Below are 15,231 nucleotides of genomic sequence, written 5' to 3' on the forward strand. Positions count from 1 at the left end.
CTGCCTTTCGTTTATTATCTCATTTTCCTGCTAGTCAAGTTTATCGAATATTATTGTATCATAAAAGCCCAAGAAATCCCACTCATTGGCCTTTGATTTTTCAATCTTATTTATTGAATAAACATGGCGTCCCCAAAGGAAAAGAATCGATACTTCTCCCTCACAGCCTCCTCATAAGCCTCCATCACCTTCTCCCGCCCTGCCAGTGCAGATACCAGCATAATCAGCGTAGATTCCGGCAAATGGAAGTTGGTGATTATACAGTCCAGCACTTTGAATTCATATCCAGGATAGATAAAGATGTCTGTCCACCCGCTTAAGGCCCGAAGCCTTCCTTTTTCGTCGGCCGCCGATTCCACAGTCCGGCAGCTAGTTGTCCCCACACAGATTACCCGCTTTCCATTCTCCTTCGCACGATTAATCTTTGCCGCGGCCTCCTCATCAATCTGGTAAAATTCCGAATGCATGTGATGCTCAGTAATCTCGTCCACCTTCACAGGCCGGAACGTCCCAAGCCCTACATGGAGGGTTACCTTTGCAATCTCCACTCCCATATCCTCAATCTTTTTAAGCAGCTCAGGGGTAAAATGCAGCCCTGCCGTGGGCGCCGCCGCAGAGCCTGTATGGGCTGCGTACACCGTCTGATAACGGTTCTTATCTGCAAGCTGGTGAGTGATATAAGGAGGCAGGGGCATCTGTCCCAGCCTGTCTAAAATTTCCTCAAAAATCCCCTCATAGGTAAACTGAATCAGGCGGTTTCCTTCCTCCACAATATCCACCACCTGGCCAATGAGAAGCCCTTCCCCGAATACAAGCCTGGTTCCGACCTTTGCCTTCCTTCCTGGCTTCACCAGAGTCTCCCAGATATTATTCTCTTTCCTTTTTAATAGAAGTATTTCAACCTTCCCATTTGTTCCCTCTCTTGAGCCAATGAGCCTTGCCGGAAGCACTTTTGTGTCGTTGATTACCAGACAGTCCCCCTCATGAAGATATTCCGTTATCTCCCGAAATACATGGTGTGAAATAACTCCAGACTCCCTGTTAAGTACAAGGAGTCTGGAGCTTTCACGATCTGCCAAAGGGTCTTGCGCAATCAATTCTTCCGGCAATTCATAATAAAAATCCTGTCGTTTCATTCTAATATGAATCCCTTCTTTTTTATTTATCCATTCCATTTACAGAAGTCCCATCTGTCATCTCATCCCTGGAAGCCATAGTATCCCCTGGGGACTCATGGGGCGCCTGGGGATATTTGGGCGGTATTGGTCCATATTCATTCTTATATGGAGAAACTCCATCATAGACTGACGGCCCGTTTCCCCCAGGCGGTCTTCCAAAGGGCGGCGCGGGCGGTATAGGCGGATACATCCTTGGCGCCTGATATCTGGTGATTACCTTAATCCGCTTACCATAAATGACTCTGGTATCACAGAGCATATCATGAAGCCCCCGTTTCTCCCTGTCAACCCCTGCCATAATATATCCGATTCCTATGGACAGGCCGCACAGAAAACGTCCGACCGTCTCCCGATAAATGACATTAATAAGTCCTAATCTCTGGCTTTTGTCTGCATAAACCACTCTTAAATTCATAAGCCTTTTTCCTGGCGTGGTTCCTGTGTGATAAGTAAGCAGGATAAAATACATCACCTGCACGAAATACAGAATGATATCCTTTAACGTATACTGGAACAATATCCTGGCCTTAAACACCTGGCCTGTTGCAATCGAAAAAATCCCGATCACCAGATTGACGAACACTAATCCAATCCATACAATCCCAAGGTCCAGAAAATATGCCGCCAGACGCACCCAGAAGCCTGCAAACTCCAACTCCTGATCGCCGCGGTTACCGTAATTGTTCTGCATAGTACATGGGCACCCCGCTTTCCATCTCTGCCGCAGTCTCTTTCAAGATCTCAGCCTCGGACTTTGGAATCACGCTTTCTATTTTTGCAAACAGAGATGTAAATAAATTAATCTCTCTCTCCTGCTCATAGAATTGGTAGACGCCAAGCTCGCTGCTCATGGCCGCTGTCATGTCTTCATACAGGCTAATCTCGTCGATCAATCCCTTCTCCAACGCCTGATTTGCTGTGTAAACGCGCCCGTCCGCAAGGGCTCTCACAGTTCCCTCGTCCATGCCGCGCCCTTCTGCCACAATCCCAACGAACTTATTATAATATTCATCCACCTGTCCCTGGTAGATTGCCATCTGCTCCTCCGTCATCTGGGAGCTGTCCTTATAGTCCCCGCTTGTGATGCTGAAATAACGGATTCCTAATTTCTCGTAGAGTCCGGTCATGTCAAATCCCGACATGATTACCCCAATCGAGCCGGTGGTGGTATTGGGATTCGCATAAATCTTATCCGACGCCATGGAGATCATATATCCGCCGGATGCCGCATAGTGAGCCATATAATCCCAGATGGGACGTCCTGTTTCTTCCTTATACTCCTTAAGCTTAAGATACAACTCCTCTGACTCATACACAGTTCCGCCTGGAGAATCCACATAGAGCAAAAGTCCCTTGTTGTCACTGTCACTCATAAGATTGTCAATATAGTCCAGCGTAGTAATATGCTGATACCCTGCAGGCACGTCGAACATTCCGGTCTCTGTCTGCTCCTGAATCGTTCCCTGAACCGTCACCACGGCAATATACTCGCCGCTGGGCGGATTGAAACTACTGCTGTTTGTCAGCAGCTCATCCATACTTTCTCTTAACATCCTCTCTGAAAATGTGTTCGTCAGTACGCTGGATGCGCCCACTATGATAAATAAGACTGCCGCTATGACCAAGCCGCCTATCTGCTTTTTATTCATTTCCTATCTCCGTTTCTAAGACCTATTTACGCAGTTCGATTCCCATACCTTCCAGTGCCTTCAAAATCCTGCCCATAGCCTCCGTCACCTCCGCATCCTCCAGCGTCTTATCCTGAGCGCGGAATACAATCGAATATGCCACAGACTTATATCCTTCCTTAATCTGCGCCCCTTCATAGAGGTCGAACAGTGCATAGCTCTCCAGATATGCGCCGCCCTTCTTCTCGATTACCTCTTCAACCTGGCCTACCAGAATCTCTTTTGGCATCACCATGCTGATGTCACGGTTCACAGACGGGAATTTTGCAATTCCAGTATATTTCCGGTCAAATGTGGCCCTCTCTACAATCTTTGGCATATCAAGTACTGCAATATAGGCTTTGGTTCCGATTCCGTAGGCATCTCCAATATCCGGATGAACCTCACCAAGATAGCCCACAACCACACCATCATAAATAATATTTGCCTGGCGTCCTGGATGAAGAAAAGGCTTACCGGAATTGGGGTCATAGCTCTCCTTCTTGCGCAGTCCTACTTTCTCAAAGAACTCCTCTACGACGCCCTTCATGCTGAAGAAATCTCCGTCCCCATACATTCCAAGGGTAAACTGCATCCGTTCTTCTGGAAGCTCTGTCAATGGAAGTGACTTAGGAAGGTATATATTCCCCAGCTCATACAGACGTACATTCTTGTTTCTTCTATTATAATTGGTCGCTAAGGAGGTTAGCATCCCATTTAAGGGAGTGGTACGCATAATACTGTAATCCTCGCCAAGAGGATTCATAATCTCCACCGTTCTGCGAAGGGGAGAATCCTTTGGAATCCTAAGCTTGTCGAACACCTTTGGACTTTCAAAGGAATAGGTCATGCCCTGGCTAAATCCACAGAATTCCGCGATATCACGGGCAATCTCCTCCACCCGCAGCTTAAAGGACAGCTTTCCGGTGGTAGCCTCGCCTCTTGGAAGGGTGGTGGGAATATTGTCATACCCATAGAATCTGGCCACTTCTTCCGCAAGGTCAGCCAGACGGAACAGGTCTTGACGGAAGGTTGGGGCAATTACCTCACTGGTCGCCTCATCAAAGCCAAGCCCAATCTTCTCAAAATAGCCAAGCATTTTCTCTCTGGAAATGTTTGTTCCCAACAGGCGGTTGATTTCTTCCGCGTCAAAGGGTACTCTCACCGGCTCTTTTTTCTTACCGTAAACATCCGCAATGCCGCCCACAACTTCTCCGGCTCCCAATTCCTCCACCAACTGGCAGGCTCTGTCAATGGCTGCCTGGGCGTTATTGGGGTCTAATCCCTTCTCAAACTTTCCGGAGGCATCCGTACGCAGGCCAATCTTCTTGCTGGACTTGCGGATATTAGTTCCGTCAAAACAAGCCGCCTCAAACAGCATGGTCTTGACATCGTCTGTAATCATGGAATTCTCGCCACCCATGATTCCAGCAATACCAATAGACTTCTCGCCATCGCAAATCATCAGCACAGACTCATCCAATTCCCTCTCCTGGCCGTCAAGAGTGGTAAACTTTTCTCCATTCTCGGCAGTACGCACAATAATCTGGCGGCCATTAATGGTATCCAAATCATATGCATGCATGGGCTGACCATATTCCTCCATCACATAGTTGGTAATATCTACCAGGTTATTAATGGGACGGATTCCCACAGACGCAAGCCGTCTCTGCATCCATTTTGGCGACGGGCCAACCTTAATATTCTTAACAACCCTTGCACAGTAGCGTGGGCACAGGTCGTTGTCTTTTACCGTAACCTTGATAAAGTCATTCACATCCTCCCCGTTTCCAGTTTTTGTCACCACCGGAGGATGGAAGTCCTTACCAAATGTGGCCGCCGCTTCCCTGGCGATTCCTACCACACTGAAACAGTCTACCCGATTAGAGGTCACTTCATACTCGAACACCACGTCATTTAATCCTAACTCTTCTACCGCACTTGCTCCCACCTTGGCATCCTCTGGGAAAATATAGATTCCCTCCTGGGGCGCCTCTGGGTACATATCACGGTTAGAGCCCAGTTCTTCTATCGAGCACATCATTCCCTGACTCTCGATTCCCCGAAGCTTCCCCTTCTTAATCTTCACTCCGCCTGCAACACGGCTTCCAGGCTCATGGCCGCCTGCGACCCGTCCTCCGTCCAACACCACCGGAACCTTGTCGCCCTCGTGTACATTATTGGCGCCCGTAACAATCTGAACGGACTCATTTCCCACATTGACCTGGCATACAATTAGTTTGTCTGCATCTGGATGCTTCTCTATCTTGTCAATCTGACCAATAACAATCTTATCCAAATCAGCATCCAAAACCTCATATCCCTCTACCTTCGTTCCGGACAATGTCATTGCATCCGTATATTCCTGAGCAGTTACGTCAAGCTCTGGAACATACGCTTTTATCCATGATAATGATGTATTCATCTTTCTACTCCTTTCTGCCCTTTCCCAATACATCTAAACAATTATTTAATTTTGGATGTATTAGAATTGCTTTAAAAATCTGATATCATTTTCGTACAATAGTCTCATATCGTCAATCTCGTACTTCAGCAGCGCAATACGCTCAAGTCCCACACCGAATGCAAATCCTGTATACTCATCAGGGTCGATTCCGCACATCTCCAACACATGGGGATGTACCATACCGCAGCCAAGAATTTCTATCCAGCCAGAGCCTTTACAGAAACGACATCCCTTGCCTCCACACTTAAAGCACGTAACATCCACCTCCGCACTGGGCTCTGTGAACGGGAAGTGATGGGGACGGAACTTGGTCTTTGTATCCGGCCCGAACAGCTCTTTTGCAAATACCTCCAAGGTTCCCTTCAAATCTGCAAAGGAAATGTTCTTGTCAATCACCAGACCTTCAATCTGGTGGAAGGACGGAGAATGGGTAGCATCCACCTCGTCAGAGCGGAACACGCGCCCTGGCGCAATCATGCGAATGGGGAGCTTCCCCTCCTCCATCACACGAGCCTGTACCGGCGATGTCTGGGTACGCAGCACAATATCTTTATTAATATAGAAGGTATCCTGCTCATCTTTGGCCGGATGCCCGTCTGGAATGTTCAGCTTCTCAAAATTATACAGGTCGTACTCTACGTCCGGACCTTCCACTACCTCATAGCCCATTCCGATGAAGATTCTCTCCACCTCTTCTAACGCAATCGTATTGGGATGCCTGTGGCCCACCATATTTTTCTTTGACGGGAGTGTGACGTCGATGACCTCCTGCTTCATCCGTTCTTCACGGATTGCCCTTTCCATCTTCGCCTTGCTTTCCTCCAAAATATTTTCGATGGCTGCCCTTGTCTCATTTACCAACTGCCCGACCTTCGGCCGTTCCTGGGGTGCAACATCCTTCATCCCTTTTAATACCGCGGTAAGCTCACCCTTCTTACCAAGGAACTTTACACGCACATCATTTAATTTCTCCGGCATATCGGCAGCTTCGATGGCCTTTAATGCCTCCTCTTTGATGCTCTGCAATTTTTCTTTCATCGCTTTTCTTCCTTTCCTGCTTATTTACAAGATTTTCCAGAAATCTGCCTGACGGCTCTTTCCGAAAATAATGACACAAAAAAAGCCCATCCCAAAAGGGACGAGCAATTACCCGTGGTACCACCCTGATTCCCGTATAGTCGCACAGACTCCTATACGGGCGCTCAAATATGCGTAACGTGCATCTACGGCATCTCCTACTACCCTAACCCTAATATATACATCCACATTCAGTTAAAAATAAATATACAGTACGCGGGAATGGATTCAAAAATGCAGCTCGCGCGGGAAATTCGATTCCTGTCTGAACCAAAGGAGACTTACAGCCTATTGATCTCCTCTCTCTGATGGAAAACAGTTCTCTACTTACACGGTCATCGCTTTTTCATTTACTTTTTAAAATTATAGCACAAGAAACAGTGATGTCAAGTCATTTTCATTTCTTTTCAAAAATCTTCCCCTCCATCAGCACATTAAACTCTCCGCCAATCAGGATACAATACATACAGAAATACATCCACAGCATAATCAGCACAATGGTGGTAAGACTGCCGTACATGTTGGAAAATCCTTTGAACACATCCAGATAGATGGAGAATACCCAGGAAATAACCATCCACCCCACCGCCGCAAACATGGCTCCGGGAAGCTGGTCACGAAACCGCCCTCTCCTGTTGGGCAGATACCGATAGAGCATAAGTGAAAATATCACCAATACTGTGGGCGTAATAAATACCCGCGCCGCAATCAACTGGTCTGCCAGCCTTCTAAGAAATGGAATATGCTCTGCAATAAACAGATTCAACGTATTACCGAATACAGATAATACCAGAAGCAGTATGATTACTACGATAAACAGCAGGGTATAAACTGTGGCACGAATCCGCAGCACAATATAATTTCGCGTCTCTTGGCAGCGATAAATACAATTAAGCCCCGACGCCATGGCAAGTACGCCCTTCCCTGCCGACCACAGGGCGACCAGAATGGTAACCGGAATGATTCCTGTAGACTGGTTATAAACCTGATTCACGATAGACGTTATCAATGTCTCCACAGAGGACGGAAACACCTGGATTACAGCAGTCATCACATCCGCCTTTGTCACAGGCGTGTACTGCACCATAGTAAGCAAAAGCAATATAATCGGAATCATACACAGCATGAAAAAATATGCCGACTGGGCGGCATAGGCGGCTACATGGTCTTCATTAAAACCAGCGGTAATGCTCGTAATTCTCTGATAGATATCCTTTAGTCTTTTCATAATATTCTCCCATATATTTGCTCTATATTCTACCTGATTTTCCATGATTTGTCTATCATAAGTATTGGTATTCTATTTTGCCTGACATCATATCATTATATTATATGAAAAAAATGTAAAAATATAAGCCGGAGTCCCTTAACTGTCTCCGGCTTTAATCTCCACATCATGAAAAAATAATGTCAATATATCTATGTAGTTTTTCCCTTTCTTGGCCATCTCGTTAGCGCCGTTCTGGCTCATCCCAATTCCATGCCCGAACCCGCCACCGGATATCACAAATGTATCTCCTTCTCTTTGTATGGTAAAAAATGCACTGGGAAGCAGCGACGAGCTTGCCGCTATGGCCCCGTCCTGTTTGACAATCTCATAACCGCTGCCGCCTAAAGCCCGCCGAATCTTATTCTCTGTATCCACGGTTACCGTCCCTATATCCCCCCTGGCGCATATTTGAAGAGCGACGCCTCCGGCGCCGGTCTTCGTAATCTCCACATTCTGGAGAGCTCCAATATTCACTCCGGTGTTTTGGCTAATCAGATTAGACAATGTCCCTGCCGGTATCTTTGCCTCCCACCGATACCAGGGAAGCTCTGCCTCGTAGTCTCCGTTCTCGTCTCTCACCTCCACTGACTGCAAATACTGGTTTCCCTCGTCGGGCTGTGTCCCCCATGCCTCAAGCCCTGCTGTTTTTCCACAGGAGGTAGAATAATAGTAGGTGGTCACAATCTGTCCCTGATAGCGCGCCACCTGCCCCTGAGTTTCCATGACCGCCTGATTCGTGGACTCCTGAGCCTGAGAATTCCCATAGACCTGGTAATCTGTGCTGTCGTTCACATGAGCCTCATATTCCGGATATCCAAAGCCTGCCATCTGCCGATAGGCATAACTCCTGGCGCAGACTGCCTGGGCCTTCAACGCCTCTAGCTCATAGGAGGGCGGCATTTCGCTTGGCACCACCTTACAAAGATAGGTTTCCAGTGGAAGTTCATTGATAATGACAATCCCCTCCGCCGTCGTCCTAAGCTCCAGTGTGCCGGCATAGGAGGGAGTCCCACAGCTTCGCTTAATACTGTTTAAGGTAATCTCTCCTCCATCCTTAGCGCTGATTCTGATATTGCCACTCTGAAATCTGGGATCGTCCGGCGCAAACGCTATGGTTTCGCCTGCCGCTGCCTCTTGACTTTCTTCTCCAAAAGCAATGATCAGGCCGCCCCCTGCCGATACAGAAACGCTTGGGTGAACAATATTTACATATCCGTCGGTCATCAAAAGCACCCGAATATTCGGGTTGTTGACTACAATCTCCCTCTTCTCCTCCTTAAGCGGTTCTTCTTTCTTCTGCTCTTTTTCCTTCTTTCCCAATATTCCTTCCTCTCGGTGGGTCAGCGCTTCCATTAGCCCTCCGATTATGAAAAGACAAAGAAGGATTAGCAGGCCGTACCAGAAGGGGTCGGAAAATTTTAGGGGGATTCGTCGGTATCTATTTTTCTTGGTGTATCTGATAGATCTTTTCAATGTACCTGTAACCCCTTGTCCAAATACTCTTTTCTCAATGTATGCCCTGTTTAGGGAAAATATTATAACCTCAAAGAGCTTTCCCAATTATATTTTGAAAGATTAGCAGCAACCCTCAAATAACCTTCTGGACTATTGCCAATACTCGGATGGCTCACCAGTATATTGATTTAAGTTTGTGAGTGCTTCCGGCTTGCTCGGTTGCTTATAATTTGAAGAATTAAAAAGGTGCAAAGCCTTTAATAATTCAATAAAGATTTTACACCTTATAGGTTACTGTTTACTTATTTTTAATATGCTATTACTCTTTGATTCTGTCAAGTTCCGTGATATTAACGCCTAAAGTTGACAATGTAACTTTCAATTCAATATAACGTTTGTGTATCTGTTCGTATGTTTCAAGATCATCATTCTTTTTAGCTAATATCATCCAGTCTTGAATCCTTGAAAATTCGTTTATTGAATCCCTAACAATATCTGCTTGACTCGGCATACCTTTCACCTACTTTCTATAAGTGCCGTTTACTTGGTACTTTCATTATAACAACCGGTAATTTAGGTGTAAAGCCTTTATTCCATTATCAAAGAACTTCATATAGGACGATATTGAATCTTTGGCAGATATTTGTCCTCTTTTAATTCTTGCAAATAAAAAATCGCTCAATCCTTGATATTGCTGGATTAAAAGCGATTTTTATAAGTGGAGCAGACGCTTTTCTATACGAACTTTGTTCGTGGGCGTCTGCTTTGTGATAAGGCATCCTCCCACTTCGTGGGTCCCTCCTTACCACAAGTAATGGACCTGGCGGGAGTTGAACCCGCGTCCGAAAGCCCATCCACCAGAGCATCTCCCATCACAGTCATTAATTTAACATTCCCTCTGCCAAACGCCTAATGACAGGCTTTTAGCTTCAGTAGCTTCATAAGTTCTTCCATCCCCTCAAAGCTTTGGAAACGAAGTGCTCCGCCTCGTTGAAGCCGGTGACTTAAGCAGCGGATGACTTAAGGCCGACTGCCGCTTAAATTAAGCAGCGTACGCTAATTCTCTATTGTCTGCGTTTATATTTAATTGGAACTTTTAACGTAGTGTCCCACTACGGATGGCTTCTCCAACTTCCAAACCTCCGTCGAAACCAGTACAAGCCCTAATCTTCATTGCTGTATATCTGGTTGCAGACTGTCTCTTTTTGAGATCTTATTGGATGATAATTATAATAATCACCATAGTCCTCCAATAAGTATATTCTATTATATGAACAAATATTCGTTTTTGTCAAGATGTTTTCAACACGTGAAAAAATTTTCTCAATCAAAAAATATTTTATGCTATAATTCTTTCATAAGATATAAGAATCTATTTTTACGAAAGGACTATTCCATGAAGAAAATATTAATGATAGAAGACGACCTGGACCTGCAGGAAGGGCTTTCTTTCTCCCTGCAGCTTGACGGTTACGAAACCACCTGCGCCTCCACGTGCAAGGAGGGACTTTCTTTGCTGAAAGCAGCTCCCTTTGACCTGGTTCTCTTAGACTGTAACCTTCCTGATGGCAACGGCTTTTACCTCTGCTCACAAATCCGCACATTCAGCCAACAGCCAATCCTCATGCTGACTGCAAGGGACACCGAGATGGATGAAGTAAAAGCCCTTGAGCTTGGGGTAGACGATTACATGCGCAAGCCCTTCTCCCTGGCTGTGTTAAAGGCAAGAATCAAGAAACTTCTCCAGCATAGGGAACAGCCTGAACTCCTCATTTCCAATGGCATCTCCATAGATAAGAGCTCCTGCACCGTAATGCGTGGAGCAACCGAAATCATATGCAGCCAGACCGAATACCGTCTGCTTCTGTACCTGATGGAGAATAAAAACCGTGTGCTGTCCAAAGACCAGATTCTGAACCACATCTGGGACAGCGACGGCAAATTTGTGGACGATAATACTGTATCTGTAAATATCCGCCGCCTGCGGACCAAAATCGAAGGCTTTACCGAGAAATCGACCGGATGCTGGACGCCGTCCTAAAAAGGGAACCGATTCTACACTCGGATTTAAAAGAAGGAAAGCTCTCCTTTCTGGCAGGGAAGGCCAAACGAATCCAGGAACATCTGCTGCTGGAAATCGAACAGGCAGAACAGGAAAAGGAGCAGGTAAAACAACTCATTTCCAACATGTCCCACCAGTTAAAAACACCTTTAGCTAATGTGATCATGTATGAAGAACTGTTGAAGGACTCAGCGCTGACGCCTAAGCAACAGTCACATTTTCTTGAAAAAATGCATACTCAGTCCGTCAAAATTGATTGGATTCTTAAGTCCCTGTTTAAGATGGCAAGTCTGGAGCAGAACGCTATTAATTTTGAAATCGAACCTCTCCCCATCCATGAAACCCTCATGGATGCTCTTAATACGGTTTATGAGCAGGCTCAAAAGAAACAGCTTCATATTGAACTGGAAAGCGACAAAAATCCTATACTCCTGCATAACCGCAAATGGACTGCCGAAGTATTTGCCAATCTTTTGGAAAATGCAGTCAAATACTCGGATACTGGCGGCAGAATTGAGATTACAGTGCAATCTCTGGAAATGTATACACAGATTTCCTTCTCCGACAACGGAATCGGCATTGATTCTTCCGAATATCAAGCTATTTTCCGTCGTTTCTACCGGAGTAAACGTGTGGAGAATATAGCAGGCTCAGGAATCGGACTGTATTTATCTAAAATGATTCTGGAAAAGGAGTACGGCTATCTGACGGTGGAATCGCAGGTAGGAAAAGGAAGTTGTTTTACTGTGTTCTTACAAAACTGTAAGAATTGAAGCAGCATTTTGTAGTATGGCTGTAATCTTAAGCTTATAAAATTGACTTCATAAGAACAATACATTCTATGAATGTACGAAGCAGAAAGGAGTCATCTATGAACATTTTAGAAGTATCACAGCTTGAAAAAGTTTATGGAACCGGCAAAAATGAAGTCTATGCCCTTAAAGGCATCAGCTTTACCGTCAGCCAGGGAGAATTTATCGCCGTGGTGGGAACCTCTGGTTCCGGTAAAAGTACCCTGATGAACTTAATTGGAGGGCTTGATACCCCCACCAACGGCTCAATCAGAATCCGAAATCATGATATAGCCTCACTGACCAGGAAGGAGTTGACCATCTTCCGGCGTGCGCAACATCGGCTTCGTATTCCAGAACTACAGCCTGATGCCTGTCTTAAACGTCTATGACAACGTTGCCCTGCCCGTCACCTTTGACAAAGGACGTCATGTAGACCACCCGTTTATTCAGGAATTGTTAAAAGAACTGGGACTCTGGGACAAACGCAGGAAATACCCCTCTGAACTGTCCGGCGGACAACAGCAGCGGGTGGCCCTGGCCAGAGCCCTGGCGAACAAACCAGCCTTACTTCTTGCAGACGAGCCTACCGGCAACCTGGACTCCCGAACGACGGCGGAGGTTATGGGCCTTCTGCGCATGAGCGCACGGAAATTCCACCAAACAATCCTCATGGTCACACACAATGAATTGATTGCACAGTCCTGTGACAGAAGCATTTCCATTGAAGACGGACAGCTTCTTAAAAAAGGAGGTGATAACCTTGATTAAGACGATAAAGCTGGCATTTTCCTACCTGAAATATTACAAAAAACAGACCTTGTCTCTGCTATTGGGAACCATAATGTCCGTTGCTCTGATGACAGGCGTAGGCTCATTGCTAAACAGCGGGAGAATTGCCGATATTGAACGGATTAGAACGGTTTACGGGGACGCTCATTATATGTTCGACATGAATGAGGGCGATTTTGACGATTTGCAGGAAGCCTTGCACACAAAAGATTTTACGGTTGAAAAGGCAGGAATCCTTACAGTCAAGAAAGAAGTGGAGACTCCTTACCCTCTCACATTTGTCTGCGCCGACACTAATTATATGGAGATGTTCCACAGAGATCTCCTTGAAGGCGCATATCCTCAGAACTCAGGCGAGGCCGCTCTCTCCGAGCGTACCATCCGCAACCTTGGCCTTAAAAAGACAATCGGCAGTACAATCGTCCTGGACAAAGATACCTATACCCTGTGCGGAATCCTCTCAGACCAGTGGGACGAAACGAATACAAAGATGAAGGTCTTCGTAAGCTCAGACACAGAACTTAGAGAAGACCATCCCTTTCTATATGTCAAATTTACGGAAAACGGCCGTGTACTCTCCCAGGCAACAGCATTTTCCAAGGATTTTCATTTTGATATTCACAAAATAAAACGGGTCAGCGAGATAACCGCCTATGTAGGCGGAGATACTACCCCTTCCGTCCTTAGCATCCTTAAGACTGCACTGTCGCTTCCAGAAGGGCGGCTTGCATATTTCTGGGGGACCTTGAACCAAAACTATAATCTGACGGAAAAACTGATTCTGGCCGCTCTTGGCATATTTGCCGCTTTCGTCATATTCAGTTTGTTCCAGGTGTCCCTTCGGAAACGCACGTCACAGTACAGCACCCTTCAGATACTCGGCATGGACGAACGCACCACCTTCGGCCTTCTTCTGTCAGAGCTGTACTTGATTTTATTTGCAGGATATCCAATCGGCGCGGCAGTCGGGAATCTGGCGGCAAATGCCTTCTATACCCGCATGGGCGATATTTTCGTAAATCAGAATATCGGCATGACAAAAAACGGCACACATACCGCAGATAACAGAGACGTGGCTGCGCAGATTGAAGTCCGTTCCGGCAGCTTTCATATTTCCTTCGGAGTCATCATAGGAAGCGCGCTGTTTCTGATATTCCTGATGCTGTTTGTAAGCCTCCTGCTCACTAGCCGGATGCGTAAATTTACCTGGATTGAAATGCAGTCCCAGAATACTTATGCCGGAAAACAGAGCCGCAGAATTTACAGTTTAAGGCACGGCAATATGATTGGAATCTTGAGCCGAAGGTTCTTATTTGAACGAAAAGGGATGTTTTTTAGTATCATCGTATCCCTTTCCCTGGCACAATTTTTCTTCCTTGGTACTACCTATGTAATCCAAAACGTCAGGATCCATAACGCTTTGACCTTCAAAGCTGACGACGGGCTTGCCTCAGATATTCAGGTATATACGGAATCATCACCAAACAGAGCGAAATGGATTACCGCTTGAAGGCAAATGTTTACGGTTACTCAGACCTGATGCTTCAAGAGCTTTCCCCCTATCTTCTTGATGGAACCATTGACCCTAAGTCCATGCTCAAAGAGGATACGGTTATCTTAAAAACCATCATGGACGGGCAGGGATACTATGACGGGATTGATATCGCTCCTGGAGACGTAATCCGGCTGAAGGTTTTAAAAGCTGCTGACCTGCCGGAAGAAGCATTACGATTTGAAGGGCCAGAAGACTGGTATCAGGAAAAAGAATTTACGGTTTCCGCTGTTGTCAGCAGGTCTTTGGGAAAAAATAATAATTATATTGGAGATTCCAACAGTACCGTGGGTATTATCATGACCAATCAACAGATGTCGGATTATTTCGGGATTGAGGGATATGACAGTATCGGTATTTCTCTGACAGAAGGGGCGGAGCATGACAAAGCTGCCGATAAGATTCGGGCTTTTGTGGATGGGACTCCCAACTGTCTGATTAAGGATTATACCTTGTTGATTGAACAGCAGGAGAACTACCTTCGCCAGAAAATGTTCTTCTTCTATGGGATTGCCGTTATTTTACTTCTGATCAGTGTTTTTCATATCCTAAACAGTATGCAGTATCTTGTGACAGCGAGAAAGCATGAATTTGGAATTCTTCGGGCAATGGGGATTACGGATGCGGGATTTTGTAAGCTGCTGGTAAAGGAAGGGCTGTGCTATGGGCTTTGTTCCGGATTCTTTATGACGGTTCTGTATGGGCTGGTGCATAAAGTGTTGTATTATGCATTGCAGCATGTATTTTTATTTCTGCACGCTAACGGAAATCTTCCCCTTCTGCCGATGGCGGGTATGATTGTGCTGAATATGGTGATTTGTATCGCGGCGATGCTATGGGCTGGAAATGAAGTCTTGGACGGGAATATAACTGAGGAGATTGCTTGGAGGTAAACGTTACTCAAATGCCTGCCACTGTAC

12 protein-coding genes, 1 other RNA gene, 1 pseudogene and 1 other annotated feature are annotated in these 15,231 nt (G+C 45.9%); of the genes and pseudogenes, 5 read left to right on the top strand and 9 right to left on the bottom strand.

All coding sequences use genetic code 11. From position 1 onward, the window contains the following. Positions 1–110: 110 nt before the first annotated feature. From queA to ssrA, 9 genes are all read right to left on the bottom strand, one after another. Positions 111–1,136 (bottom strand): tRNA preQ1(34) S-adenosylmethionine ribosyltransferase-isomerase QueA, encoded by a 1,026-nt coding sequence (queA, locus tag GN277_RS22435; protein WP_159753979.1) that lies wholly within the window; start codon positions 1,134–1,136, stop codon positions 111–113. A 22-nt stretch (positions 1,137–1,158) separates the two neighbouring features. Next, positions 1,159–1,869, bottom strand: coding sequence for an RDD family protein (locus GN277_RS22440; protein WP_159753982.1), 711 nt, complete (start codon positions 1,867–1,869; stop codon positions 1,159–1,161). Continuing rightward, positions 1,850–2,827, bottom strand: coding sequence for a signal peptide peptidase SppA (gene sppA / locus GN277_RS22445; RefSeq protein WP_159753985.1), 978 nt, complete (start codon positions 2,825–2,827; stop codon positions 1,850–1,852). Before sppA ends, GN277_RS22440 begins: the two co-directional genes overlap by 20 nt. A gap of 22 nt (positions 2,828–2,849) precedes the next feature. After that, positions 2,850–5,270: a phenylalanine--tRNA ligase subunit beta gene (gene pheT / locus GN277_RS22450; RefSeq protein ID WP_159753988.1), complete on the bottom strand. Its 2,421-nt coding sequence runs from the start codon at positions 5,268–5,270 to the stop codon at positions 2,850–2,852. Between the two features lie 60 nt (positions 5,271–5,330). Then, the gene (gene pheS / locus GN277_RS22455; RefSeq protein ID WP_159753990.1) at positions 5,331–6,350 is read right to left on the bottom strand and encodes a phenylalanine--tRNA ligase subunit alpha; all 1,020 of its coding nucleotides are present in this window, start codon (positions 6,348–6,350) and stop codon (positions 5,331–5,333) included. Positions 6,351–6,443: 93 nt separating this feature from the next. Continuing rightward, positions 6,444–6,737: a binding site (T-box leader), on the bottom strand. Between the two features lie 49 nt (positions 6,738–6,786). Beyond that, entirely contained in the window at positions 6,787–7,617 is an 831-nt protein-coding gene (locus GN277_RS22460; protein ID WP_159753993.1) for a YihY/virulence factor BrkB family protein, read from the bottom strand. A gap of 138 nt (positions 7,618–7,755) precedes the next feature. Next, entirely contained in the window at positions 7,756–9,012 is a 1,257-nt protein-coding gene (locus tag GN277_RS22465; protein WP_159753996.1) for a SpoIID/LytB domain-containing protein, read from the bottom strand. 421 nt (positions 9,013–9,433) lie between these two features. Continuing rightward, positions 9,434–9,625: a hypothetical protein gene (locus GN277_RS22470; RefSeq protein ID WP_159753999.1), complete on the bottom strand. Its 192-nt coding sequence runs from the start codon at positions 9,623–9,625 to the stop codon at positions 9,434–9,436. A gap of 301 nt (positions 9,626–9,926) precedes the next feature. Then, positions 9,927–10,278: a transfer-messenger RNA gene (ssrA, locus tag GN277_RS22475) on the bottom strand. A 232-nt stretch (positions 10,279–10,510) separates the two neighbouring features. Here ssrA and GN277_RS22480 point away from each other — a divergent pair. The 5 genes and pseudogenes from GN277_RS22480 (at position 10,511) to GN277_RS22500 (ending at position 15,204) form a co-directional block, all read left to right on the top strand. Beyond that, positions 10,511–11,155, top strand: a complete 645-nt coding sequence (locus GN277_RS22480) for a response regulator transcription factor (RefSeq protein ID WP_159754002.1) — start codon at positions 10,511–10,513, stop codon at positions 11,153–11,155. Further along, positions 11,137–11,949 (top strand): sensor histidine kinase, encoded by an 813-nt coding sequence (locus tag GN277_RS22485; protein WP_159754005.1) that lies wholly within the window; start codon positions 11,137–11,139, stop codon positions 11,947–11,949. The genes GN277_RS22480 and GN277_RS22485 overlap by 19 nt, the downstream gene beginning before the upstream one ends. Before the next feature lie 98 nt (positions 11,950–12,047). Then, a pseudogene (locus GN277_RS22490) lies at positions 12,048–12,738 on the top strand (ABC transporter ATP-binding protein). Then, the gene (locus GN277_RS22495) at positions 12,731–14,269 is read left to right on the top strand and encodes an ABC transporter permease (protein ID WP_159754008.1); all 1,539 of its coding nucleotides are present in this window, start codon (positions 12,731–12,733) and stop codon (positions 14,267–14,269) included. The pseudogene GN277_RS22490 and the gene GN277_RS22495 overlap by 8 nt, the downstream one beginning before the upstream one ends. Next, positions 14,266–15,204: an ABC transporter permease gene (locus tag GN277_RS22500; RefSeq protein WP_159754011.1), complete on the top strand. Its 939-nt coding sequence runs from the start codon at positions 14,266–14,268 to the stop codon at positions 15,202–15,204. Before GN277_RS22495 ends, GN277_RS22500 begins: the two co-directional genes overlap by 4 nt. Positions 15,205–15,231: the final 27 nt, after the last annotated feature.

Origin of the sequence: Sporofaciens musculi (assembly GCF_009830285.1) — a bacterium.
GTDB lineage: Bacteria > Bacillota > Clostridia > Lachnospirales > Lachnospiraceae > Sporofaciens > Sporofaciens musculi.